We start from the raw sequence: 25,970 nt of genomic DNA on the forward strand, positions 1-25,970 counted from the left end.
TAGGAAATAAGTTATGAGTTACAGAGTAATTAATGGGAAATTATATTCTTTAGAGGATTTTAGTAAATATACAGCAAAGGAAAATAAAAATAATAACGCCTCTTTTGAAAGTATATTAGCAAAGGAAATAAATAAAAAGGACAGCTTTTCTATATCAAATCACGCAGCTGAAAGGCTCAGGGATAGAAACATTTTTCTTAATGAAAGTGATATGAGTAAATTGAATGAAGGAATAAATAAAGCTAGTGAAAAAGGAGCAAAGGAATCCCTGATTCTTTATAAAGATATAGTATTTGTTGCCAGCATAAAAAACAGAACTATAATTACAGCTGTAGATAAGAGCAGCAGTAAAAATAACGTATTCACTAATATTGATAGTGTAGTGCTTTTATAACAGGGCTGGACCTAAAAGAGGAAGCCCAGCTTTGCGGAATGACAGAAGCAGAGCAGTTTTACTAAAGTATTATATTAAAACAAAGTGGGAGGAAATTTATGTTAAGATCATTATATTCAGGAATATCTGGGATGAAGGTTAATCAAACCAAGCTAGATGTAATAGGTAATAATATAGCTAATGTCGGTACTACTGCTTTTAAAAGTGCAAAAGTAAGATTTCAGGATATGTTAAGCCAAAATGTATCTCAAGCTTTAGCACCAGGAGTAAACCAAGGTGGAATAAACCCAAAGCAGGTAGGGCTTGGAGTTCAGATAGCAGGTATAGATACGTTAGTTTCTCAAGGAATGATGCAGCCAACCAGCAGAAATCTTGATGTTGCTATAGACGGTGAAGGATATTTTATGGTAGGAAGTGGGCAGCTGCCTTTCAATAACAGCAGAGCAGTTACCTTAAATGGAAGTGAAATAGTAGATACAAATGGTATGAATATAAGTTATACTAGAGATGGTTCTTTTACACTTGATACTGATGGTAATTTAATAACTTCTGATGGTTATAGAGTTATGGGGTACGCAGTTAAAGCTAATGGAAGTGAAGAAAGTGTTAAATATGTAAATGGAAGAGTTGATAGCATAAACTATGTAAATGCGAATGATTTATCTATAGTTGCAAGTGATACTATTGTACCTCTTGTAATTCCAGATTCAGTCAAGATGCCTGCAAGTAATTTTGAGACTGCAACTGCTTTAAAAGCGTCAAGCGGTGAAGCAACTGCTGATCAATCACCTACAATTGTAAATACTACTGATGGTACTCCTTATTCTGGGAAAACTGCAATAATACAGGTTAAATTTACAAAGGGAACAGGAAGCAATCCAGATGCTTGGGAATATTTTATCAACGGAGAATCACAAGGTACAATTCCAGCTGGAGGCACAGTTAATTTAGATGGAGGGGTAACTATTAAAGTTCCAGCTGCTGGTAATAACCCTAATGCTGATACTATGTGGACTCAGAACTTATACAAGCAGGGGGATCCATCGAGAATTACTACATTTAATATAGGAAAAGATGGTGCAATTTCTGCAGTACTTGAAGGCGGAGAGGTAACAGTACTGGGACAGATTGCTATGGCAACTTTTAAAAATGCAGCAGGTTTGACTAAGCTAGGTAAAAATCTTTATGAAAAGTCAGCAAACTCTGGAGAGCCAATAGTTAGAAGCGGTATAAATGCATCAGTAGATAACAGTAAAGCTTACGGAGATATGCTTCAAGGTGTTCTTGAAATGTCTAATGTTGACCTTTCAGAACAATTTACAGATATGATTGTAACAAGCAGAGCCTTTCAAGCTAATTCTAAGACTATAACTACTGGAGATGAAATACTTCAAGAAATATTAAATTTAAAGAGATAAAAATAAATCTGGCTAACGGAAGGATTTTCGTTAGCCAATACTTACAGTAATATAGGGGGGATTTAATTGGTAAGGCTGACTGGTATTAATAATAAAGAAATAATATTAAATGCTGACCATATTGAAAAGTTAGAGTCAGTGCCTGAGAGCCTGATAACTTTAATTAATGGAAATAAGTATATTGTACTTGAAAGCACAGAAGAAATAATAAATAAAGTTATAGAATATAAGAACAAAATATTTAAACTAGGTATATAATTGCATTGTAACAAGGTAATAAAGGAGATTAATTATGGCTGATAAAAAAGAAAAAGGTAATGGTCACAGATTGCAAATTATTATTATAATTTTATTAGTGTTAATTCTCATATTTGGACTTGCTTTTGGGGGATATATGATATTTTTCAGAAAAGATTCTAATACAGCTTCAGCTGATACTCAGAATACTAAAGTTCTAAATCCTGCAGCAAGTGAGATTTCACCTTTTACTTATAGTTTAGATGAGTTTTTAGTGAATCTTTCAGATGAGGGTGGAAAGAAATATATTAAAGTTAAAATTTATATTGGATATACTGCTAAGGATGAGAAAAAGATATCAGCTGAACTTGAGGAGAAGAAACCTATTCTTAGAGATGCAATAAACAGTGTTTTAAGGTCAAAAAAGTCTACGGATATAACTACTGAAAAAAGTGTATCCGATTTGAAAAAAGAGATCATAAACAGGGTAAATCCATACTTAGAGTATGCAACAGTAAACAATATCTACTTTTATGACATTATAGTTCAGTAAAGGAGATAGGCATGAATAATCTGGATTTTGTGTTAATGCTTTTGAAAATAATTGTATTTCTGCCGTTTATTTTATTTTTAATTTATTTATCTCTTAAATTTGGCGGAAGCAAGCTTCAAAGCATTCAAAACGGCAGATATATTAAAATATTGGAAAGGGTATCTCTTTCTAAAGAAAACAGTCTACTTGTAGTTAAAATTGGTGATAAAGGTTATGTGCTAACTTCTGTAGCAGGAAAAGTTGACACTCTTTTAGAGCTTAAGGAAGCTGAGATTAAGAAGATTGAAGAATCAAAGCAGATACAAGAATATGCAAATCTAAAAGAATTTTATCAAAAACTATTTAAAAAGAAGGAAGAATAGAGAATGAAAAAGAAATACGCTGCACTTTTTGTATTAGTATTTACTTTTGTAATGTTAATAGGATACAAAGTTCATGCTGAACCAGCCAGTATTCCTGTGCCAAGTGTTAATATATCTGTAAATGGAACTGATACTCCAAAGGAATATGTAGATAATATTAAACTGCTTATTTTACTTACTATACTTACCTTGCTTCCATCTATTATTATAATGATGACAAGCTTCATAAGAATTATAGTAGTATTTTCCTTTTTAAGAAGTGCTATTGGTACTCAGCAGGCACCTCCTAATCAGGTGTTAACTGGGCTTGCAATATTTTTAACTATATTTATTATGACTCCAACCTTTAATGAAATCAATACTAAAGCCTTTAAGCCTTATTTAGAAGGAACCATAACTCAGCAGCAGGCCTTTGATGAAGGATCAAAGCCTTTAAGACAATTTATGCTGAAAAGTACAAGGCAGAACGACTTAAAGCTTTTTATAGAACTATCCAAGCTTGAAGGAGATGTAACAAAGGACAATGTGCCATTATATGTGGTTGTACCTGCTTTTGTTATAAGTGAACTTAGAACTGCTTTTAATATAGGATTTATGCTTTATATACCCTTTTTAATTATTGATTTAGTTGTAGCAAGTGTTCTTTTATCTATGGGTATGATGATGCTTCCGCCTGTTATGGTCTCACTTCCTTTTAAGTTATTATTATTTGTTATGGTAGACGGCTGGCATCTTCTAGTTAAATCTCTTATTATGAGTTTTTCCTGACGGGCTGAGGGGGGTTATTTAAATGAGTGAAAATATGATTATGTCTATATTAAAAGATGCTATTTATACAGGACTTTTAACAGCAGGTCCAATTCTTGCAGTTTCAGTTGTCGTTGGGCTAATTGTAAGTATTTTTCAGGCAACAACACAAATACAAGAACAAACTTTAACTTTTGTTCCTAAAATTATAGCAGCTGCAGTAGTAGGTCTTATAGTCGGACCTTGGATGCTTCATAAGGTTGTCAGCTTCACACAAAGAATATTTGAACAGATAGCTAATATAACACATTAGGTGGGATAATTATTGATTAATATAGCATATTTTACTGCACTTATTTTAATTTTTTTAAGAATGACTGCTTTTTTTACAGTAGTACCTGTATTTTTCCCAAAAGGGCTTCCAAATGCAGCGAAAGTAGCTTTTGCACTTGTTTTATCTTATATGCTGATACCAGGAATAAATTATTCAAATTTAAATATTACAAGTAATTATATATTATTTTCACTGGGAATTAATGAAGTAATTACCGGATTGACTTTAGGATTTATAACGAATTTATGTTTTTTTAGTGCAAGATTTGCTGGACAGCTTATTGACATGCAGATAGGTTTCTCGATGATAAGTATGTTTGATCCATCTACTAGCAGCAACTCAACTTTGCTTGAGCATGTTTTATACTGGTGCAGTCTTTTACTATTCTTTGTTATTGATGGACACCACATGCTTTTAAGAGCTTTAATTGAAAGCTTTAATGCTATTAGTCTTGGAAAATTTGTGCTTAGTGGAGAGAGTATTAATTTAATTTTTAATGGATTTATTGAATTTTTTTCTATTGGATTGAAAATTGCAATACCTGTGGTATTGATTATTCTTATAACAGATATAGTTTTAGGTCTTATTGGAAGAACTGTGCCTCAGATTAATTTAATGATACTGGGGCTTCCTATAAAAATACTTGTAGGATTAACTGCTTTTACCTTTGCAATGCCTATATTGTTTAAGCTTATAGGTTCTTCTTTTGTAAATATTCAAGATATTTTAAAGGGGTTTTTTAAAGCAGCTCCCTTAATGATAATATTTGCTTCTGATGACAAAACAGAAGAGGCAACACCTAAAAAAAAGAAGGATGCTAGAAAAAAAGGTCAGGTAGCAAGAAGTAAGGAAGTTAATTTAGCTTTTACTTTGCTTGTTTCAACACTATTATTATTAGTACTTGGAGCTTATGTAGGGGGAAGTTTAAAAGCCACATTAATTACATTTTTAAATAATTTTTTATTAACAGAATTAGATTATAATAGTGTAAAAAGCTTAACACTAACTGTTATCTGGAGATTAGCTATAACGCTTCTGCCTGTAGTGGTACCTATAATGGCTATGGGAATTTTAGCTAACTTTGTTCAAGTTGGTTTTATAATTACAGGGGAGCCTTTGAAACCGCAGCTGTCAAAGTTGAATCCTATAAGCGGGTTTAAAAGAATGTTTTCGTATAGAACCTTTGTGGAAACTTTAAAAGATTTAGCAATTGTTTCTGTATTAGGTTATACAGGTTATAAATTTATAATAGACAATTATGATTATCTGCTTAAAATAAGCAGTTTAAGAATAGGTGCAGTACCTTCTGCTTTTGTTAAATTAATTGTAAATGTATTTTCTAAAGTTACTATAATAATGATAATTATTGCTCTTGCAGATTATTTATATCAAAAGTTTCAATATAATAAGGAATTAAGAATGACAAAACAGGAAATTAAAGAGGAGTTTAAGCAGCAGGAGGGAGATCCTCAAATTAAGTCTAAAATCAGGCAAAAGCAAAGGGAAATGTCACAAAGAAGAATGATGCAGTCGGTATCTGATGCTACTGTGGTTGTTACAAATCCAACACATATAGCCTGTGCTCTTAAATATGAAGAAGGTAAAGACGGTGCCCCTAAGCTTGTTGCAAAGGGAGCAGATAACATAGCTATAAAGATTAAAGATATTGCTAAGGAAAATAATGTGCCTATTATTGAAAATAGAGCTTTAGCAAGACTTATTTATTTTGACGTAGAAATAGATGAAGAAATTCCAGCAGAGATGTACCAGGCTGTTGCAGAGGTACTAGCTTTAGTTTATAAGATGAAAAAGAAGAAGTAGACAAGCCTTATTGGAGGTAATTAAATGGATTTAAATACAAGAACAAAATATAGCGTAAAAAATAATACGGATGTACTTGTAGCATTTCTAGTAATAGGTATCATATTAATGATTATTATTCCTCTTCCTTCTGTATTATTAGATTTTCTTTTAGCAGTTAATATAACTTTATCCATAGTTATTATACTTTTAACTATGTTTACAACAGAAGTGCTTCAGTTTTCTATTTTTCCTACATTACTGCTTATAACAACATTATTCAGGCTTGGTTTAAACATATCCTCAACAAGACTTATTTTAAGTCAGGGTTATGCTGGACATATTATAGAAGCTTTTGGAAGTTTTGTTGTTGGTGGCAATTATGTTGTTGGTATAATAATTTTTATAATAATTATGGTTATTCAGTTTTTGGTTATTACAAATGGTTCTGGCAGAGTAGCAGAGGTTTCAGCAAGATTTACCCTTGATGCAATGCCTGGAAAACAGATGAGTATAGATGCAGATTTAAATTCTGGACTTATAGATGAAGCGGAGGCCAGACGGAGAAGAAAAAATTTGCAAATGGAAGCAGATTTTTATGGAGCAATGGATGGTGCTAACAAGTTTGTTAAGGGTGATGCTATAGCAGGTATTATAATTACTTTAATAAATATTATAGGCGGAATTATTATAGGGGTAGTAATGCTGAACAAAGATATTTCTGATGCTGCTCAAACTTATGTCAGGCTAACTGTAGGAGATGGACTTGTAAGCCAGATACCAGCACTTTTAATATCTACAGCTTCAGGTATTATTGTAACTCGTTCAGGTAATAATGAAAATCTTGGTTCTTCTGTTGCATCACAGTTAACAGGATTCCCTAAGGTTTTAGCAATAGCTTCAGTTGTATTGTTGATATTAGGATTTATTCCAGGACTTCCAACTTTTGTATTTATAGTACTAGCAATTAGTACAGGAGTTAGTGCTTACTTTTTGTATAAAGATGAAAAAACTCAGGCAATTGTTAAAGCAGAACAAGAACAGGCACAAATAATAGAAACAGAAAAGAGAGAGCCAGAAAATGTAATGTCATTATTAACTGTAGAACCAATGGAAATAGAGATTGGCTACGGACTTATTCCTCTTGCTGATGAAAGTGCTGGCGGGGATCTTTTAGAGAGAATATCATCTGTAAGAAGACAATGTGCAATCGAAATGGGAATTATAGTTCAGCCAATCAGAATAAGAGATAATCTTCAGTTAAAAACTAATGAATATGTAGTTAAAATAAGAGGAACTGTAACTGCAAAGGGAGAGCTTATGCCAAATATGCTTTTATGCATGGATCCTACAAACGGAGATTTTGAAATACATGGTATCAATACAGTAGAGCCTGCTTTTGGTCTGCCTGCTGTTTGGATTAATAAAGACCAGAGAGAAGATGCAGAGATAAAAGGACTTACAGTTGTAGATCCAACTACAGTAATGGTTACTCATTTAACTGAAACTATAAAGCTTCATTCACATGAACTTTTAGGAAGACAGGAGGTAAAGCTTATAATAGATGCTGTAAAGGAAAAATACAGTGCTGTAGTTGATGAGCTTATACCAGATCTTATGACTATAGGAGAGGTTCAAAAGGTGCTGCAGAATTTATTAAAGGAAAAAGTCTCAATAAAGGATATGGTAACTATTTTAGAATCTCTCGCTGATAATTCAAGAGCTACAAAGGATATTGAACTTTTAACGGAATATGTACGTTTTGCTCTTGGAAGAACGATATGTAATCCATTGGTGGATGAAAATGGTGCTATTACTGTTATTACTTTAGCTTCAGAAATAGAAGATAAGATAGCAAACAATATCCAAAAATCTATGCAAGGATCTTTTCCTGCTATCGACCCAGATACTACAGGCAGAATATTAAGTTCAATAAAGAATGTTTTAGAAAGTGTTTATTTTTATGAGAACCAGCCTGTAATTCTTGTTTCTCCAAAAATAAGACCAGCTTTTAGAAAGTTTATTGAAATGGTATTTCCTAATATTACAGTACTCTCACTTAATGAGATACCTAACGATATTCAGATAAGAACTGAAGGAGTTGTGACTATATAGATGATTATAAAAAGATATATAGTAAATAGTATGAATGAAGCAATGACTCGTATCCGTTATGAACTTGGAAAGGATGCAGTTATTATAAGTCAAAGAAAAATTAGAAAGCCGGGATTTATAGGATTTTTTTCCAAAAAAATTATTGAAGTAACTGCTGCTGTTGAAAATGTAAAGAAAAATGATGATTACATGACAGACAGCATTGAAGCTATAAAAAAAGCTGTAGAGAAAGAAGGATTTGCTTTTAATAAAAGTTCTGAGTTTAAAAATGAAAAAACAGATATAAAAATGGAAGTAAAGGAAGATAAAAGTAATTTAGAGCTTATAAAAGAGATGCAGGAGATGAAAAATCTTATTTCTGATATGATAAGCAAAACTTCTGAAAAAACTCAAACAAAGTCTGAGCTTGAAATAAAGTTAGAAAATAGCGATCTAAATGAAAAAGTAATAAAAAGTATATGTAATGGAATAAAGTCTGTAGAAGAAGAGGTAAATGAAATAGATAAGGCTAAACTTGTAATTGAGAACATGGTGAAAATATCTAAGATAAAGATGGAAGGAGCTGTTGTTTTAGTTGGCCCTACAGGGGTAGGTAAAACTACAACAATAGCAAAGCTTGCAGGAAGATTATCTCTTATTGAGAAAAAGAAAGTAGGACTTATTACTATAGACACATATAGAATCGGTGCTGTGGAGCAGCTTAAAACCTATGCTGATATTATGAACATTCCATTTAGAATAGTTTTTACTCTTAATGACATGGAAGCAGCTATAGAGTCTATGAGTGATTGTGATGTTATACTTATAGATACTACAGGAAGAAACAGTAAAAATTCTATGCAAATCTCTGAACTTAGAGCCTTTGTAGAAAAGGTAAATACGGAAAATATTCATTTAGTATTAAGCTGTACTACTAAAAATAGTGATTTAGATTCAATAATTCAGGGATATAGTATACTTAATTTTAATAATATTATAATAACTAAATTAGATGAGACTACTACCTATGGTTCCATACTAAATATATTGGAGGCTGCAAAAAAACCTCTAAGTTTTATAACTACAGGGCAGAATGTTCCTGATGATATTAAATTTATATCGGCTTCAGAAGTTTCTAGTCTTATACTGGGAGAGGATAGCATATGTTAGATCAGGCGCAAAAATTAAGGCAGTTAGCAGCAGACAATTTAAAGAAAGATAAAGCTAGAATTATTACTGTAACTTCTGGTAAGGGTGGAGTTGGTAAAAGCAACTTTGTAGTTAATTTAGCTATAATGCTTCAAACTATGGGAAAAAAGGTTTTAATTTTTGATGCTGACGTAGGCATGGGTAATGATGATGTGCTTATGGGATTTTTACCTAAGTTTAATGTGTTTGATGTAGTGTTTAATAATAAGGAAATAGATGATGTGGTTATAACAGGACCTTATGGAGTTAAGCTTTTACCAGGAGGATCTGGTATTACAAAAATTGAAGAGTTAACTAGTGAACAAAGAGATATATTAATAAGTAAATTGGAACACCTTAAAGGTTTTGATTATATAATAATGGATACAGGGGCTGGAATTAACAGGAGCGTATTAGGTTTTGCAGCTTGTTGTGATGAGCTTATTGTAATAATAACACCGGAACCTACATCTTTAACTGATGCTTACAGCCTTGTTAAAGCTATTAATCATTTCAAGATAAAAAGCAGTGCTAGTATAGTTGTAAATAGAGCAATTGATGAAAAGGAAGCTGTTTTTACATTCAATAAGTTTAAAAATGCAGTTACTAATTTTCTTAAAATGAAAGTAGAGTATTTAGGAAGTATAGCAGAAGATAAAAGATTAGTGCAGTCAGTTAGAAAACAGCAGCCTTTTGTAATAAGTTATCCTAATTGTGAGGCTTCACAAGATATAGGTAAAATAGGGAAAAAACTTATAGGTACAGAAGGAAATGAGCAAAGCAGCGGAGTTCAAGGTTTATTTAAAAAGATATTTAGTATTTTTAGTTAAGGAGATGTAATTATGCTTGACAATTTCAAATTTGTCATAAACAGTAAAGTAGAAGTTTTTTATGATGAAGGCTGGTATAAAAGCAGAATTGAAGATGTGCATAATGATTTCATCTCAATTGGTATTCCTATAAGGGAAGGAGAGTATATACCTTTAAGAAAGGGAGAGATTATAGAGGTAATATACTATTACAGAGGAAGCTGCTATAAGTTTAATACTGTTGTTGTAGATAGAACAGCTGGAAAGATACCTACTATTCAATTGGCTTATCCTAAAGAAGTATTTAAGATTCAAAGGAGAAAATATGTTAGAGTGCCAATTGTATATTCTATTTTATATTCAAAAGAAAAGCAGCTTAGTTATGATAAATCTGAAAAGATTAATATGGAAAGTAATTTGTTCAAGGCAACCATGGTAGATTTGAGCGGCGGTGGTTTAAAAATAAAGCTAAAAGATGAATTAAAGGTCGGAGATATATTAAAGATGCATATACCAATTGGAACAGAAGAAATTATAGTTAAAGGCTCAGTTGTCAGATTTGAAAAAGATGAGGTAAATAGAATAAATATAAGTGGTATTAGTTTTATTGATTTAGAGGATAGAATAAGAGAAAAAATAATAAGATTTATATTTAAGATAATGCGTAATCAAATGAGAAAAGCATAAAGAGGAGGATTTAATATGGCTTTAGCTAAAGCTTCTGATATAAAGGAGCAAGTTGTGGCAAAATATATTCCATTAGTTAAGTATATAGCCTCTAGAGTAATAATAGGAAAAAGTAAGTATATAGAATATGAAGATTTAGTTAGCTATGGTATGATTGGACTTATGGATGCTATAAATAAATTTGATGAAGGCAGAGGAATGAAATTTTCAACTTATGCTTCCATAAGAATTAAAGGTGCAATGATAGATGAATTAAGAAAAAACAGTCCTATTTCAAAAGGTGCCATGGATAAGCTGAATAAGTATAATGAAGTATTGGAAGCGCTGCAAAAAAAGCTTTTAAAAGAGCCCTCTTCCGAAGAAATAGCCAAGGAACTTAAAATGTCTGTTGATGAGGTTACTGAGATAGAAAGCTATATAAACTATATATCTGTAGTTTCTCTTGAAGACTTGATTTTCTCTGATGATGATATGGCTCTTATTGGTACTATCGAAGATGAAAAGAGTCCAAGTCCAGAAAAAGTGCTTGAAGAAAAAGAGGAATTAGAATATTTAGTGAAGGCTTTGAACAATTTGAATGAAAAGGATAAAACAGTACTGTCTCTTTATTATTATGAAGGTTTAACCTTAAAGGAAATAGGAAAGGTGCTTGAAGTATCAGAGTCAAGGGTTTGTCAGCTTCATGGAAGAGCTATTGTTCATCTTAGAAATGAATTAAAGAAATTAAAATACAGTTAGTTTTCTGGAGTTGATTAAATGATTATATTTTTATTGATTATAGGAAGTCTTTTAGTTTTTTTAAATTTAAGAGCTTTAAAAAAAGAAAAAAAAACTTTTAGCAGTGTATTAAATTACACTGAGGATAATATGAAGGAGTTTGAGGTAAGGCTTGGAGAAGTTAGAAGAGAATTTTCCGAAACAATATTGGAGCTACAGAAGGAAATTCAGAGGTTAAAAAAAATAAACGAAAATGATGGAATTTTAGATAATTATAAACTTCAGGATAAAGAAATAGAAGAAAATTACGAAGAAACAAATATGAAATCAAACAATAATATTGCTGAAAAAGCCCAGATAAAATTGGAAGAAAAAGTTTTTGAAAATGATGAAAGTAAATATAGAGACAATATAACTAGTAATAGTATAAAGATTGAAGAGATAAACAAACTATTGTCTAAAGGACTTTCAGTTGAAGAAGTTTCAGCCAGATTAGGAATAGGCAAGGGGGAAGTATTATTAATAAAAGAGTTATATCTAAAATAAAGAATTTAATAGACTTTTTAAGTGATAGAAAAATTCTATTAGGAATTGGTATAGGTATAATTTTAACTACTATTATTTTAGGTACTTACAAATTTAAAACAAATATAAGTGATGCGGAAATTGAAAAAAGAGCAAGAGGATTAGGCATGGATTATCCTAGTGAATTCAAAGTAATAAATAAGGAGGGAAACAAATGATTAGGTCTCTATATACGTCTATATCAGGTCTTATTACTCAAGAAGCTAAGCAAAATGTAATAACTAATAATCTAGCTAATGCAAATACTGTTGGATTTAAAAGTGATAATCTTTCAGTAAAAAGATTTAATGATGTACTTATAGAAAATTATGATAAGATTGAAGGCGGAAAAAATGTTAAAAATGTAATTGGTTCTTTAAGCCAGGGAAGTTCTATAGATGGGGTTTCAACAAGTTTTACTCAAGGTATAATTGAAAGCACAGATAAGTGGAGTGATTTTGCTATAGAAGGAAGAGGATTTTTCTCTGTTGCAAGAGAGATAAATGGAATTAATACTACTTTTTATTCAAGGGATGGACATTTTCATGTAAATAATGAAGGTTATTTAGTAAATGATAGCGGTGATTATGTGCTTGCTGCAAGGGTGGATTTTAATGGACAACCTATCGGAGCAGCAGAACCTATACTGGTAGGCAATGAGGAGCTGCAGCTTAATAGCGATGGAAGTTTTAATTTAAATGGAGACAGATATAAGTTTAGTATAGTTGATTTTGAGAATTACGATATGCTTACAAAGATAGGAGACAATCTATTTTCTGGGCAAAATCCAGTAGATTATACTAATGGGTCGGTAAAGCAAAAGTCTCTAGAAAAATCTAATGTAAATATTATGACAGAAATGGTAAATATGATTACAGCTTTTAGAACCTTTGAATCAAATCAGAAGATAATTCAATCTATAGATGAAACTTTAGGCAAGGCTGTGAATGAAGTAGGTTCAGTAAGGTAACGTAAGGGTTAGGAGGCGAGGTATTTGCTTAGAATATTATGGAACAGTAGGAGTGCTATGGCTGCTCAGCAGGAAAAACTCGACAGCATATCAAATAATATTGCAAATGTTAATACTGAAGGCTATAAGCGTGTAGATGTAAGTTTTAAAGATTTAGTATATGAAACACTAAGTAGGAATGGTTATCCCAATAATGCTGAGGCTTTATCCTATAACGGAACGGGAGTTAGGGCTTCACAATGGATTAGAGATAATAGGCAGGGCAATCTTACAGAAACTGACGTAAATACTGATTTAGCTATAGATGGAGAGGGGTATTTTCAAGTAATACTTCCAGAACAAAATGCAGATGGTACTTTTAAGACTGCCTATACTAGAAGCGGAAGCTTTAATATAGACAGCAATAATAATATAGTAGATAAAAATGGAAACAAGCTTTATATTATTTTTAATGATGGTGTTACAGCTGAAAATATGCAGTTTACCAAGGATAATTTTAAAATTGATGAGAATGGATATATTTATAAAAACGATGGTGTTAATAGTATTCAGATAGGAAAAATAAATTTATATAATGTAGCAGGAGATAACTCTTTAAAATCTATAGGAAATAATCTCTATACAGTTAATACAGAAAATATAAATGGTGTAGATGTACCAGTAGAAACACCGTATATAGTTCAAAACTCCAGTATAAGGCAGGGATTTTTAGAACTGTCAAATGTAGATTTAGTAAAGGAAATGACTGATATGATAATGGTTCAAAGAACTTTTGAAATTAACTCAAGAGCTATGAGAACAGCAGATGAAATGTGGAGCATGGCTAATAACTTAAAATCCAGATAAGAATAGGCAGCAGAGGCCCTATTCTTTTTTTATAAATTTTTCATAAAGCATTAAACTGCAATCATATAATATTATTGAGATAATATTTTAGGGGGAGTATATATGGAGCAAATGTGCAGTATGAGAGAAAATGGAAATATGAGAATAGTATGTCCTATAATGGCCTGCTCTGCAATGTATTCGCAGGGAGTTAATATAAATCCTATGATGGGAGCAATGCCAGCATGTATGAATTATTTGTACATGAATAAAACTAGAGGAAATAATTCTATGTATGAACAAGTTCCTTTACATATTGGATATCCTTGTTATAACAGAAATGATTATATGTACAGTCCCAACTTATTTTATATGAAAATGAAATCTGTGCCTATTGAGGAGATTATAGATTAAGTTTGGGGGATTATCATGGGAATTGGTTATGTGGTTGGATGTCTGACAAGCATAGTGCTGTGGAAGTTGGATAGACAATATTTATTTTATAGAATTAACAAGATATTTCATAAAAAAATAAATAATAAAATTCTGCTGCAATTAATATATGTTATTATTGTTTCGATTATATGTTTTTTTATATTTAAAATTAAGTATGGGGAAATTAATAATTTTATAACTGCTTTCCTTGTAATTGATATAAGCAATACTGAAAAGAAGAATTTAAGACAAAGAGAAAAATTTAAATTTTATGATTCTATTTCAATTATTTCAAGAGCAGTAGTTTGCGGATTTATAGCTCCTTTATTATTTATAGCAGCCTTTGGCAATATCTACGGTATAGCTTATATGTTTATATATAATATAAGCATGCTGGAAGATGAATTAATGCTTTTCAGATATTTATTTGTAATACTGACCATTATACCAGCAGTTATTGCGGAAATATTTATGTATATTGTATACCTTTGCAGAAATAAAAAATCTGCAATAGATTTTAAAGGGGATTATTTTACAAACATTTTTGTGAGACCTTTATTAAATGTGGATATACTAGGAGCATATATCGAATCAGTAAATTTTTATTACTTGTATAGTTCTAAAAATACTGATTATTTAAAAAGCTATGGTGAATATACAAAAAAAATAGATGATATTTGTGTTAAAGATTATTTAAGTATTGCCTATGGCATTTGTTTGATATTTTTTATTATATTCTATGTGATAATAAAATAAATAGAAAAGAAAATAAAAAGATAAGAAGCGGAAAACCGCTTCTATCTATTTTAGTGAGGTAATAGCTGAAGTTATTGGAGGTATTACCTGTTTTTTTCTTGAAAGCACTCCAGGAACATATATGCTATGACCATTAAGTTTTACATTAAAGGCTCTTGCAACCAGCTCTTTGTCTTTACCTACTACTAAAAGTTCTGAGCCGCCTTTTAAAATATCTGTAAGCATAAATACTAGGAGATTAAAACTGTTTTCTACAGATTTTTTTTCCATAAGAGATATCATATCATTTTTCATATCTGCAAAACCTTCTAAATCCATAGTGCTAATCTGAGATATTCCGATTTTTAGATTATTTAAAGTAAATACTTTAAAATCCTGATGGAATATTTCATCTACTGTTCTGCCGTTTAATGAAGTACCAGCTTTAAACATTTCCCTTGCAAAATTTTCCACATCTAAATCTGCTATTTCTGCTAGTCTTTTCAGCATTAATTTATCCACATTGGTTGAGGTAGGTGATTTAAAAAGCAGTGTATCAGATATTATAGCTGCACATAATAAGCCTGCAATTTTTTTAGATGGACGTATGCCATTTTCGAAGAAAATTGAGGCTATTATTGTTGAGGTACTTCCTACAGGTTCGTTTCTGAAATAAATAGGATTGCCTGTTTGAATATCTGCAATTCTATGGTGGTCAATAATTTCTAAAACTTCGGCATCTTCAAGGCCGTGCACAGATTGTGTTCTTTCATTATGGTCTACAAGTATTACTTTTTTTCTATTTTGACTTATTAAGTGATAACGCGATATAGTACCAATTACTTTATTAAGTTTATCTATTACAGGATAACTTCTATATCTTGTTTCAAGCATGACATCTCTTATATCATCCACAAAGTCTTCTGTTCTGAAGCTTACAATATTATCTTTATTCATGACGTAGCTTATAGGAATACTCTGAGTTATAAGCCTTGATGCTGTAAAGGAATCATAAGGTGTAGAGATTATTGAGCAGGAAGCGGTCTTGGCTTTTTCTATAATATCCTCACTTGCAGTATGATTTCCTGTGATAATTATGAGAGAGGCTCCGCATCTAATAACTGCATCTTGGGTATCTTCTCTGTCTCCGCAAATAACAATATCACCTTTTTCAACAATAGCTTCAGTGCTGTCTGGCTGCATTGCTGCTGTTACTATTTTTCCGCTTAGATTTATATTTTCGTCATGTATATATACATACTTTGCTGAAAGAGTATCTAATATATTTTCAAGTTTAGTATGGCTTTTTGATAATATGTTATTATCCCAAATATCCATGAAGCTTGAAAATAGATTAGTTATTGTAGCAACACCTACAAGAAAGTCATTTTCATCAACTACTGGTAAGGTTTTTGTATTATTTTTCTTCATAATATTCCAAGCCATCTTCAAGGATATATCAGGAGCTACAGGAGCTACAGTATCTATATTTAAATCTGAAACTTGAACTTTTACTGTTTCAATAAGTTTAGGTGTCTCAACGTTAAAGTAATCGAGAATAAACCGAGTTTCTCTATTAATATCTCCAAGCCTAACAGGTATAGCCTTTAAGGTTCCAGTTTTATTTTTAAATTCAGCATAGGCTATAGCTGCACAAATTGAATCAGTATCAGGGTTTTTATGACCAGTTATATATAATACTTCATTCATTAAATTACCTCCATAGTTATCATAAATAGTATATATTTGTTCTTTAGTTAATATTTTTATTTTAAGGTCATTTCTTTTTTTTGTAAATAGGTTAATTGTATTTTCTGCATTTACAAGGGTTAAAAATCTTCATAAGATAGAGGTTACTTTCATATATTACTAATGTACGGATTGTGCATAAAAACACAAGGAGTAAAAAACATATTAACTTACAGGGAGGTATAGCATGATAAACAATGAAGTTTCTGTCAGGGGGCTTTCAAAAAACGAAGTAGAAAAAAGATTAAAAACTTATGGATTAAATCAACTAGAGAATAAAAAACGAGTTTCTCCTTTAAAAATATTTTTCTCTCAATTTAATGACTTTATAGTTTGGGTACTTATAGCTGCAACTATTATTTCAGGTGTTATGGGAGAAAAAGCAGATGCAATTACTATATTCATAATTATAATTATGAATTCAATTCTGGGATTTATACAGGAATATAAAACTGAAAAATCCCTTGAGGCGTTAAAAAAGCTTGCAGCACCTACATCTAAAGTTATAAGAGAGGGAAAGCTTCAGGTAATTAATGCTGAGGAGCTTGTACCTGGAGACTTAATAGTTCTGGAAAGCGGAGATAGAGTACCAGCAGACTGTATAATAGTACAAGACAGTGCTGTAATGGTAGATGAGGCTCTTTTAACAGGAGAATCTGTGGGAGTAAATAAGAGCAATAAAGATAAGGAAAACCTGCTTTTTATGGGTACTGTAGTGTTGACAGGGAAAACTATGGCTAAAGTTACTGAAACAGGTATGAAAACAGAAATGGGTAAAATTGCAAATATGCTTCAGGATATAGAAGGGGATACCTCTCCGCTTAAAGAAAAGCTTAATGCTCTAGGTAAAATTTTAGTAGTTTTGTGTATAATAATTTGTGCTGTAGTTACTATTATGGGGGTTTGGAGAGGACAAAATAAGTATGAGATGTTCCTTTTAGGAGTGAGTCTTGCTGTTGCAGCAATACCAGAGGGACTGGCTGCTATAGTAACTGTAGCTTTGGCTCTTGGTGTTTCAAGAATGTTAAAAAGAAATGCACTGATAAGAAAACTGCCTGCAGTAGAAACTCTAGGGTGTACTTCCATTATTTGCAGCGATAAGACAGGAACTCTTACTCAAAATAATATGACTGTTAAGGCTATATATTTTAATGAAAGAGTATATAATGTAGATAAGGACGGTATCCCAGATAACTTGCTGTTAAAAAAAGTTTTTACCTATTGTAATGATTGTAGTTTTGATGAAAAAGAAAGTTCTATTCAAAAAAGCTTGTTTGGGGATCCTACAGAAACAGCATTAGTAAAAGCTTTTTTCAAAGATACAAAAAACTATACAAGCTTTCTTTCAAAAGGTATAAGAATTTTTGATATTCCATTTGATTCAGACAGAAAAATGATGTCCGTAATTATTAGAGAGAATGGAAAAGAATGTTGCTATGTAAAGGGTGCTCCAGAGAAGCTTCTTGATAGGTGTAAATACATACTTATAAATGGAGAAGTAAGACTTTTAACTTCTAATTATAAAGATAAGATAAATAAGGCTGTTGAAGCTATGTCCTTTGATGCACTAAGATGTATTGGAGCAGCTTACAAGGATTCTAATATAGTTAAGAATAGTTCTTTAGAAAGAGATTTAGTTTTCTTAGGAGTAGCTGGTATAATAGATCCTCCAAGAAAAGAAGTAAAAGATGCAGTATTAAAATGCAAAATAGCTGGAATAAAGCCTGTAATGATAACAGGCGATCATAGAAATACTGCCTTTGCCATAGGCAGAGAACTTGATATATGCAAGGACCAGTCAGAAGTTATAACTGGAGATGAATTAGACAGGCTTAATGATAAAGAGCTTTTAAACAGAGTCGGAAAGCTTAGTGTATTTGCACGTGTAAGTCCAAACCATAAGCTTAGAATTGTTAGACTCTTTAAAAAGAAAAATTACATAGTAGCTATGACGGGAGATGGTGTTAATGATGCACCTGCCGTTAAAGAGGCGGATATAGGAATATCTATGGGTATTTCAGGTACAGATGTTACAAAGGAAGCTTCTTCAATGATACTTTTAGATGACAATTTTGCAACAATAGTAGCTGCTGTTGAAGAAGGAAGAGTTATTTATGACAATATAAGAAAGTTTATTAGATATTTACTTTCTTGTAATCTTGGAGAAGTTCTTACAATGTTTTTAGCTTCTCTTCTTTACCTAGATACTCCTCTTCTTCCTATACAGATTTTATTTGTGAACTTAGTAACAGATGGCTTGCCTGCAATTGCACTTGGAGTAGATCCTCCAGACAGCGATATAATGTATCAAAGACCAAGGCCTAAGAATGAACATATATTTGCAAGAGGCTTAAAAGAAAAAATATTGCTTAGAGGAAGTTTGATCGGTGTTTGTACAGTTTTAGCTTTCTTAGCTGGCAAATACTATGGTATGAGTTTAAGTGCCTGCAGAACATTGGCTCTTGGTACACTGATACTTTCACAGCTTATACACGTATTTGAGTGCAGGTCGGAAAAATACTCAATATTTGAAATTAATTTCTTTACAAATCTGTATTTAGTAGGTGCTGTGCTTATATCTATAACCATGCTTTGTAGTGTAATCTATATACCGTTTTTGCAAGGAATATTTAAAACAGTAGCCTTAAACTTTGGACAATGGTCTATTGTTGTGTTTTTCTCTGGTATAATTGCAGTAATAAACAGCCTATATCTTTTTATAGGCAGAAAATAAAAGAAGTGGATTTCCACTTCTTTTATTTTATTCTTTGAACTTTTTGAACCCTTTGTACCTTGCCTTCTACAGGAATTAAATCTTTCTTTGTAGTAAGATTTCTAACATTCATAATACTTATAGTTTCTCTGTCTTCTTTGCCTTTTTTACCTTTAATACCCTGTATAATTACAAGGTTGCCTTGATTAATAGTTATAAATTCAGGTTTTTTAAACCATCTGTTTTTTTGATATACGCATTTAATAACTGATTTGCTTCGATCAGGTTTAACTATGAGAGTAGCTTTAATTTTATGAAACAACCAAAGTATAGTTTTTTCTTCTATTTTTACAGATATAACATTACCTTGAATTTGTGTAAGTCTTTCCCCGTATTTTTTTAAAAAGTTTTCAGTGTAATATTTGGCGAATTTTTCCTTAATACTCATATGTATGACTCCTTTGCAAATAGTTTATTTTTATTATTTACAATTAGTAAAATTAATAAAAATGACATTTTTTATCTACATTATAACACAATGTACTCTCTTTTAAAATATATAATATTTTTATATTTTATTTTACCAATAAAACTACATAATTATAAGAGAATTTGATAAAAATACTAGGATAAAATATACTTTCTAGTATATACTTGTTACTTTTGTATAATTGGTATAGAATACTACTGATTAATCTATTGGAAAATAAATTAAATAGGAGTTGAATGAAATGAAAAAAGAAGAACTAGCAAAGTTTATAGATCATACTATATTAAAACCGGAAGCTTCTGAAGAGCAAATAAGAAAAGTTTGTGAAGAAGCTTTAAAGTATAGGTTTGCTTCTGTTTGCATAAATCCTTGTCATGTTTCTTTAGTTGCTAGTTTGCTTAAGGGAAGCTCTGTTAAAGTATGTACAGTCATTGGTTTTCCTTTGGGAGCAAACAGCAGTAAAATAAAAGCTTTTGAAACCTCTGAAGCAATTAAAGAAGGTGCAGAGGAAGTTGATATGGTAATTAATATAGGAAAGCTTAAGGATGGCTGTTATGATTATGTAAAAGAAGATATAAAAGCTGTTGTTGAAGCCGCAAAAGGTAAAGCTTTAACAAAGGTAATCATTGAAACTTGCCTGCTTACTGATGAAGAGAAGGTTACGGCATGTAAATTAGCAAAGGAAGCTGGAGCAGATTTTGTAAAAACTTCAACGGGATTTTCAAGCGGCGGAGCTACTGAAGCTGATATAAAACTTATGAGACAAACTGTAGGAGAAGAAATGGGTGTTAAAGCTTCAGGAGGAGTAAGAAGTTATGAGGAAGCAGTAAAAATGATTAGAGCTGGTGCCACTAGAATTGGAGCCTCTGCATCCGTAGCAATATGTGAAGGCGGAGAAGCAAATACTAAATATTAAATTTAAATTTTTAAAACTACGTTTTTATAGAAAAAACGTAGTTTTTTATTATTAATTGTTCCTAAAATAAAAATTTTAGAATATTAATATAGTAAATAAGGAGATTAGATGTTTTTCAGGCAGACTTATTTTAAGCTATTATGAAGGGGGAATAGGAGAGTGACATTAGAACTTACACCTAAAGAAATTATTTATGAATTTTGTTTTGATAATGATATGTCCAGGGAAGAAGTTGACTATATACCAGAATATAGTGATGTTTATAAAAAGATAAAAAGTGCCTTAGAGATAGATGAAAGCGGATATAATATTTTTTTAATTGATGATTTTTCAAAAAATAAATTAAAAAATATTATGAATTTCGTAGAAAAAATTCTAGATAAGAAAGATAAACCTCAGGATATCTGCTATATAGTTTATGATGATCCTAAACGTCCTAAGGTACTTTTTTTGCCTGGAGGTAAGGGTGTAGAGTTGAAAAAGACAATAGAAGATATACAAAAGGCCTATTCAGAAAGTACCTTCAATTTCTATAATAGTAGTTCCAATAAGGAAAAAGAAAATATAATCGACAATATGCAGAAGAAAAGAAATGAAATTATTAACAAATTAGAAGATAAGGCAGAGGAATATGGCTTTGAAATAAAGGTTACTCAGGGTGGTTTCGTATTTATACCTTTAAAAGAAGGCGAAACTATGACTGAAAAGGATTATGCTGACTTAGATAGAGATAAAAAGGATGAAATTCTTGATAAGATTTCTGTGTTAAAAGGAGATGCAGAGTATATATTAGATGAATTAAAAGACATTGAAGTTGAGGAACTTAAAAAAGTAAAAAAAATTTTTGCAGAGCATTTTAAAAATAATTTAAGAAGCATAAAAGAAGGTTATAAAGCAGCTTTTGGTGAACTAGAGGAAGCTTTTAAGTTTTTAGAAAATGTTTGCAATGAAATTGAAACTAACATAATTAATAATTATTCTGTTAGTTATGAAGAAGATGAAGAAAAGATAAACGAGATTATTTATAAGTATGAAGTTAATGTATTAGTTGATAATAGTGCATTTGAAAGACCTCAGGTTATATATGAAGAAGATCCGAGTGTAAATAATCTTTTGGGTAGTATAGAGTATGAAAATAGAAATAATGTATATACAACAGATGTATCCTTAATAAAAGCAGGTTCAATGTTAAAGGCAAATGAGGGATGCCTTATAATAAGAGCCAGCAGCTTATTTACTAACTTGCAGGCTTACTATTATCTTAAAAAGACTTTAATTTCTGAAAAAGTAAATTTAGATTATAATAGAGGTTATTTGGAATTGTTATCTTTGAATAGTTTAAAGCCGGATACAATTAGTATAAAAGAAAAAGTAATTATTATAGGTGATTATGAAACCTATGATGTGCTCTATAATTATGATGAGGATTTCAGAAAGATTTTTAAAATAAGAGCAGAGTATGCACCGATTGTAGATATAGATGAAAGTATAAAGAAAATCTTTGTCAGCAATATAATTAAAATTTGTGAAGAAAATAAATTGAAACCATTAACTAATAAAGCAATTAGTGAAATAGCTAAGTTTTTATCAAGAAAAGCAGAAAATAGAAATAAGCTATATTTTGATGACAGTGAAATCAATAGATTGCTTATGCTTTCAAATAATAAGGTTATAAATGAAAAAAAAGAAAGTATAGATGCGGAAGATATAAGAAAAGTAGCTTATGAGGAAGAAAACATTCATAAAGAAATATTAGATAACTATAAGAGCAGAAGAATACTGATAGATGTAAAAGGAACTATAGTTGGTCAAATTAATGGACTTTCTGTTATCGATGCAGGATATTTTAAATTAGGAAAGCCTATAAAAATAACCTGTTCCTGTTATAAAGGTGAAGGCAGTATAATAGATGTTCAGAAAGAGAGCAATTTAAGTGGAGAAATTCACAGCAAATCTATAAATATACTAAAAGGATATATAAATAGATTAGTCAATGCCTATACAAGACTGCCAGTTGATTTTCATTTAAGTTTTGAGCAGCTTTATGGAAAAATAGATGGGGACAGTGCTTCCGTTGCAGAAATAATATGTATGATTTCTGCCTTAAGTAAAATACCTATTAAACAGAACATAGCTGTTACTGGTTCCATTAATCAATTTGGGCAGGTTCAGCCTATTGGAGGAGTAAATGACAAAATTGAAGGCTTTTTTAATATTTGTAGGGTTTTAGATACAACGGATGATAAAGGAGTACTTATTCCCTACAGCAATATAAATGATATTGTCTTAAGTTACGAAGTAGAAGAAGAAGTACAAAAAGGTAAATTTCACATTTATACTATGAAAACAGTAGAGGATGCCATAGAAATATTGATGGGAGAAGGCAGGGTAAGCTTTAAGGATGTTTTTGATGCGGCTTTAAAAGAAATTAAAAAGTATAGTAAAAAATAAAAAAGAATGGAGTATTTCTCCATTCTTTATACGTTAAATCTAAAGTTTACTACATCTCCGTCCTGCATTACGTAATCTTTTCCTTCAAGCCTAAAGTAACCTTTTTCTTTAGCTAAGGCTTCGCTGCCGCACTCTACTAATTTGTCATAAGTTATAATTTCAGCTCTTATAAAACCTCTTTCAATATCAGAGTGGATTTTACCTGCAGCTTGTGGAGCTTTTGTACCTTTACTTATAGTCCAAGCTCTAACTTCCTGAACACCAGCTGTTAAAAAGCTCATAAGACCAAGTAATTTATAGCTTGAGTGAATTAATTTATCAAGACCCGTTTCTTCTAAACCATATTCTCTAAGCATCTCTAATTTTTCTTCATCATCTAAGGAGGAAACTTCTTCTTCAAGTCTTGCACATATTGTTACTACTTCTGAGTTTTCACCTGCAGCGTACTCTCTGACTTTTAATACATAATTATTTTCTGTATTTCCTGAAATTAAATCATCCTCAGAAACATTAGCTGCATATAGCACAGGTTTTGAAGTAAGCAGGAATAATCCTTTAGAAAATTCTGATTCATCTTCGTTCATTTCAAGTGTTCTCACAGGCTTTCCAGCTTCTAAATGTTGCTTTAATCTTTCCATAAAGGCTAATTCTTCTTTTGCTTTTTTATCCCCAGAACGTGCTAGCTTAATAGTTTTTTCAATTCTTCTGTCTAAAACTTCTATATCAGAAAATATAAGCTCTAAATTTATAGTTTCAATGTCTCTGATTGGATCAACTGAACCATCTACATGTACTACATTTGGGTCATCAAAACATCTTACCACATGAACAATGGCAGCTACTTCTCTAATATGAGATAAAAATTTATTACCTAGTCCTTCACCTTTGCTGGCTCCTTTTACAAGTCCTGCTATATCATAAAATTCTATAGAGGCAAATACTTTTTTTCTTGCATTATACATTTTTTCTAGTACATCAAGTCTTTTATCCGGTACATTCACTACACCTATATTTGGTTCAATGGTACAGAAAGGATAATTTGCAGATTCTGCTCCAGCTTTAGTTATTGCATTAAAGAGTGTGCTTTTTCCAACATTAGGTAAACCTACTATTCCAAGTTTCATCTATTTACATTCCTTTCGCTCTTTAGTTAACTTTTCTTTTATAGATTATACATTACAGTTATAGCTATTTCAAGGATAATACTATTAGTATAGTAGAATAAATGTTCTGCAAAAGAAAAAACATATAAAAATTTTAAATTTTAATTCAAAATTCCTATTTTTTAGAAGGAATTTCTAATTTTTTATAGAATAAATAGCAATAGTGGTGTAAAGTGGTGTAAAGTGGAGTGAAGTGTTTGTTGAGGTGGAGTAATGTTCATAGGAGAATATCAGCATGCCCTTGATAATAAAAACAGAATAATTATTCCATCGAAATTCAGAGAGTCGCTTGGAGAAAATTTTGTGCTTACCAAAGGCCTAGATGGATGTTTGTATGCTTATCCTATGGAAGAATGGAGAATCATGGAAGAAAAATTAAAAAAACTTCCACTTACTAATAAGGATGCAAGAGCCTTTGTAAGATTTTTCTTTTCAGGAGCTAATGAAATAGATATAGACAAACAAGGAAGAGCTTTAATACCGCAAAATCTTTTGGAATATGCACAGATAAAAAAGGAAATAGTAAGTATAGGAGTTTCTACTAGAATAGAAATTTGGAGTAAAGAAAAATGGGAAGAATATAATAATCAAAATATAGATTATGAGGATATTGCGGAAAAGATGAGCGAGCTAGGAATATAGGCTTAATGCAAAGGAGAATTAAAATGGACTTTAAACACGTGTCAGTATTGCTTCATGAAACTGTTGAAGCTTTGAATATTAAAGAAGACGGGATATATGTTGACTGTACTTTAGGTGGTGCTGGTCATTCAAGTGAAATCATAAAAAAGTTAAGTTCAAAGGGAAGGCTAATCGGCATAGATCAGGATAGAGATGCATTAAATGCTGCAAAAGAAAGGCTCAAGGAATACAACAATGTGATACTTGTTCATGATAATTTTACAAATATAGAAGCTATTCTTAATGATTTAAATATTGATAAGGTAGATGGAGTTTTAGCAGACTTAGGAGTTTCATCTTACCAGTTAGATAAAGGTGAAAGAGGCTTTAGCTATATGCAGGATGCACCTTTAGATATGAGAATGAATAGAGAGAGTGAGTTTTCTGCTTATAATGTTGTAAACAATTATAGTGAAGAAGAATTATATAAAGTAATTAGAGATTATGGAGAAGAAAAGTTTGCTGGTAGAATAGCTAAGTTTATTATAAATAGAAGAAAAGAGGGTCCTATTAGAACTACTTTTCAGCTTGTAGATATAATTAAAAGTGCTATACCTGCAAAGATGAGGCGTGAGGGACCACATCCAGCTAAAAGGACTTTTCAGGCTATACGTATTGAGGTTAACAAGGAATTAGAGATATTAGATAAAACTATCGATGGAGCAGTTAGAAAGCTAAATACTGGAGGAAGGATAGCTATAATAACTTTCCATTCTTTAGAAGATAGAATTATAAAAAATAAATTTAAAACGTTAGAAGAACCATGCACTTGTCCAAAAGAGTTCCCAATATGCGTATGTGGCAAGAAACCTGAATTGAAGGTAATAACGAGAAAACCTATAGAGCCTTCTGCCATGGAAGTAGAGGTAAATCCTAGAAGCAGAAGCGCTAAACTAAGAGTTGCAGAGAAAATTTAGTTCTAATTTTGGGATGGGGTG

Annotated in this window: 26 protein-coding genes; 23 read left to right on the plus strand and 3 right to left on the minus strand. The window is 31.2% G+C overall.

Features of this window, described 5'->3' with window-relative positions; translation table 11 throughout:
- Positions 1 to 13 precede the first annotated feature (13 nt).
- The 18 genes from M2651_RS08050 to M2651_RS08135 all read left to right on the plus strand — a co-directional run bounded on the left by M2651_RS08050 (position 14) and on the right by M2651_RS08135 (position 14,890).
- Positions 14 to 394 (plus strand): TIGR02530 family flagellar biosynthesis protein, encoded by a 381-nt coding sequence (locus tag M2651_RS08050; RefSeq protein ID WP_252131831.1) that lies wholly within the window; start codon positions 14 to 16, stop codon positions 392 to 394.
- Between the two features lie 98 nt (positions 395 to 492).
- Positions 493 to 1,812: a flagellar hook protein FlgE gene (locus tag M2651_RS08055; protein WP_252131832.1), complete on the plus strand. Its 1,320-nt coding sequence runs from the start codon at positions 493 to 495 to the stop codon at positions 1,810 to 1,812.
- Between the two features lie 66 nt (positions 1,813 to 1,878).
- Positions 1,879 to 2,070, plus strand: coding sequence for a flagellar FlbD family protein (locus M2651_RS08060; RefSeq protein ID WP_252131833.1), 192 nt, complete (start codon positions 1,879 to 1,881; stop codon positions 2,068 to 2,070).
- A gap of 34 nt (positions 2,071 to 2,104) precedes the next feature.
- Complete coding sequence (locus M2651_RS08065) at positions 2,105 to 2,602, plus strand: flagellar basal body-associated FliL family protein (protein ID WP_252131834.1); 498 nt, start codon at positions 2,105 to 2,107, stop codon at positions 2,600 to 2,602.
- A gap of 11 nt (positions 2,603 to 2,613) precedes the next feature.
- Positions 2,614 to 2,964, plus strand: a complete 351-nt coding sequence (gene fliO, locus M2651_RS08070; protein WP_252131835.1) for a flagellar biosynthetic protein FliO — start codon at positions 2,614 to 2,616, stop codon at positions 2,962 to 2,964.
- A 51-nt stretch (positions 2,965 to 3,015) separates the two neighbouring features.
- Positions 3,016 to 3,732, plus strand: coding sequence for a flagellar type III secretion system pore protein FliP (fliP, locus tag M2651_RS08075; RefSeq protein WP_252131925.1), 717 nt, complete (start codon positions 3,016 to 3,018; stop codon positions 3,730 to 3,732).
- 22 nt (positions 3,733 to 3,754) lie between these two features.
- A complete protein-coding gene (gene fliQ, locus M2651_RS08080; RefSeq protein WP_252131836.1) occupies positions 3,755 to 4,024 on the plus strand; it encodes a flagellar biosynthesis protein FliQ in 270 nt (89 codons plus the stop codon).
- A 12-nt stretch (positions 4,025 to 4,036) separates the two neighbouring features.
- Positions 4,037 to 5,866 (plus strand): fused FliR family export protein/FlhB family type III secretion system protein, encoded by a 1,830-nt coding sequence (locus M2651_RS08085; RefSeq protein ID WP_252131837.1) that lies wholly within the window; start codon positions 4,037 to 4,039, stop codon positions 5,864 to 5,866.
- A gap of 24 nt (positions 5,867 to 5,890) precedes the next feature.
- Positions 5,891 to 7,960 (plus strand): flagellar biosynthesis protein FlhA, encoded by a 2,070-nt coding sequence (flhA, locus tag M2651_RS08090; protein WP_252131838.1) that lies wholly within the window; start codon positions 5,891 to 5,893, stop codon positions 7,958 to 7,960.
- Complete coding sequence (gene flhF, locus M2651_RS08095) at positions 7,961 to 9,109, plus strand: flagellar biosynthesis GTPase FlhF (RefSeq protein WP_252131839.1); 1,149 nt, start codon at positions 7,961 to 7,963, stop codon at positions 9,107 to 9,109.
- Positions 9,103 to 9,957, plus strand: a complete 855-nt coding sequence (locus M2651_RS08100; protein WP_252131840.1) for a MinD/ParA family protein — start codon at positions 9,103 to 9,105, stop codon at positions 9,955 to 9,957. Before flhF ends, M2651_RS08100 begins: the two co-directional genes overlap by 7 nt.
- Before the next feature lie 12 nt (positions 9,958 to 9,969).
- On the plus strand, positions 9,970 to 10,623 hold the full coding sequence (locus tag M2651_RS08105; protein WP_252131841.1) for a flagellar brake protein: 654 nt from the start codon (positions 9,970 to 9,972) through the stop codon (positions 10,621 to 10,623).
- A 15-nt stretch (positions 10,624 to 10,638) separates the two neighbouring features.
- Complete coding sequence (locus M2651_RS08110; RefSeq protein ID WP_252131842.1) at positions 10,639 to 11,361, plus strand: FliA/WhiG family RNA polymerase sigma factor; 723 nt, start codon at positions 10,639 to 10,641, stop codon at positions 11,359 to 11,361.
- An 18-nt stretch (positions 11,362 to 11,379) separates the two neighbouring features.
- Complete coding sequence (locus tag M2651_RS08115) at positions 11,380 to 11,886, plus strand: DUF6115 domain-containing protein (RefSeq protein WP_252131843.1); 507 nt, start codon at positions 11,380 to 11,382, stop codon at positions 11,884 to 11,886.
- 193 nt (positions 11,887 to 12,079) lie between these two features.
- Positions 12,080 to 12,874: a flagellar hook-basal body complex protein gene (locus M2651_RS08120; RefSeq protein WP_252131844.1), complete on the plus strand. Its 795-nt coding sequence runs from the start codon at positions 12,080 to 12,082 to the stop codon at positions 12,872 to 12,874.
- A 24-nt stretch (positions 12,875 to 12,898) separates the two neighbouring features.
- Complete coding sequence (locus M2651_RS08125; protein ID WP_252131845.1) at positions 12,899 to 13,720, plus strand: flagellar hook-basal body complex protein; 822 nt, start codon at positions 12,899 to 12,901, stop codon at positions 13,718 to 13,720.
- A gap of 102 nt (positions 13,721 to 13,822) precedes the next feature.
- Positions 13,823 to 14,113 (plus strand): hypothetical protein, encoded by a 291-nt coding sequence (locus tag M2651_RS08130; RefSeq protein ID WP_252131846.1) that lies wholly within the window; start codon positions 13,823 to 13,825, stop codon positions 14,111 to 14,113.
- A gap of 15 nt (positions 14,114 to 14,128) precedes the next feature.
- Positions 14,129 to 14,890, plus strand: coding sequence for a hypothetical protein (locus tag M2651_RS08135; RefSeq protein WP_252131847.1), 762 nt, complete (start codon positions 14,129 to 14,131; stop codon positions 14,888 to 14,890).
- 45 nt (positions 14,891 to 14,935) lie between these two features.
- On the opposite strand, the gene M2651_RS08140 is transcribed toward M2651_RS08135, so the two are convergent.
- Positions 14,936 to 16,579 carry a putative manganese-dependent inorganic diphosphatase gene (locus M2651_RS08140; RefSeq protein ID WP_252131848.1) on the minus strand — a complete coding sequence of 548 codons (1,644 nt, stop codon included), beginning with the start codon at positions 16,577 to 16,579 and terminating at the stop codon, positions 14,936 to 14,938.
- Positions 16,580 to 16,805: 226 nt separating this feature from the next.
- On the opposite strand from M2651_RS08140, the gene M2651_RS08145 reads away from it, so the two are divergent.
- Complete coding sequence (locus M2651_RS08145; protein WP_252131849.1) at positions 16,806 to 19,352, plus strand: calcium-translocating P-type ATPase, PMCA-type; 2,547 nt, start codon at positions 16,806 to 16,808, stop codon at positions 19,350 to 19,352.
- Between the two features lie 22 nt (positions 19,353 to 19,374).
- Here M2651_RS08145 and M2651_RS08150 read toward each other — a convergent pair whose 3' ends face one another.
- Positions 19,375 to 19,779 carry a hypothetical protein gene (locus M2651_RS08150; RefSeq protein WP_252131850.1) on the minus strand — a complete coding sequence of 135 codons (405 nt, stop codon included), beginning with the start codon at positions 19,777 to 19,779 and terminating at the stop codon, positions 19,375 to 19,377.
- 283 nt (positions 19,780 to 20,062) lie between these two features.
- Between M2651_RS08150 and deoC the strand changes: the two genes are divergently transcribed.
- Both deoC and M2651_RS08160 read left to right on the plus strand, forming a co-directional pair.
- Entirely contained in the window at positions 20,063 to 20,737 is a 675-nt protein-coding gene (deoC, locus tag M2651_RS08155; protein WP_252131851.1) for a deoxyribose-phosphate aldolase, read from the plus strand.
- Between the two features lie 159 nt (positions 20,738 to 20,896).
- On the plus strand, positions 20,897 to 23,188 hold the full coding sequence (locus M2651_RS08160; protein ID WP_252131852.1) for an AAA family ATPase: 2,292 nt from the start codon (positions 20,897 to 20,899) through the stop codon (positions 23,186 to 23,188).
- A 26-nt stretch (positions 23,189 to 23,214) separates the two neighbouring features.
- Here M2651_RS08160 and ychF read toward each other — a convergent pair whose 3' ends face one another.
- Positions 23,215 to 24,312, minus strand: coding sequence for a redox-regulated ATPase YchF (ychF, locus tag M2651_RS08165; RefSeq protein ID WP_252131853.1), 1,098 nt, complete (start codon positions 24,310 to 24,312; stop codon positions 23,215 to 23,217).
- Positions 24,313 to 24,564: 252 nt separating this feature from the next.
- On the opposite strand from ychF, the gene mraZ reads away from it, so the two are divergent.
- Positions 24,565 to 24,993 carry a division/cell wall cluster transcriptional repressor MraZ gene (mraZ, locus tag M2651_RS08170; protein ID WP_252131854.1) on the plus strand — a complete coding sequence of 143 codons (429 nt, stop codon included), beginning with the start codon at positions 24,565 to 24,567 and terminating at the stop codon, positions 24,991 to 24,993.
- A gap of 23 nt (positions 24,994 to 25,016) precedes the next feature.
- Positions 25,017 to 25,949 (plus strand): 16S rRNA (cytosine(1402)-N(4))-methyltransferase RsmH, encoded by a 933-nt coding sequence (rsmH, locus tag M2651_RS08175; protein WP_252131855.1) that lies wholly within the window; start codon positions 25,017 to 25,019, stop codon positions 25,947 to 25,949.
- Positions 25,950 to 25,970 lie beyond the last annotated feature (21 nt).

This window comes from Clostridium caldaquaticum, from assembly GCF_023806125.1.
Classification (GTDB): Bacteria; Bacillota; Clostridia; order Clostridiales; family Clostridiaceae; genus Clostridium_AT; species Clostridium_AT caldaquaticum.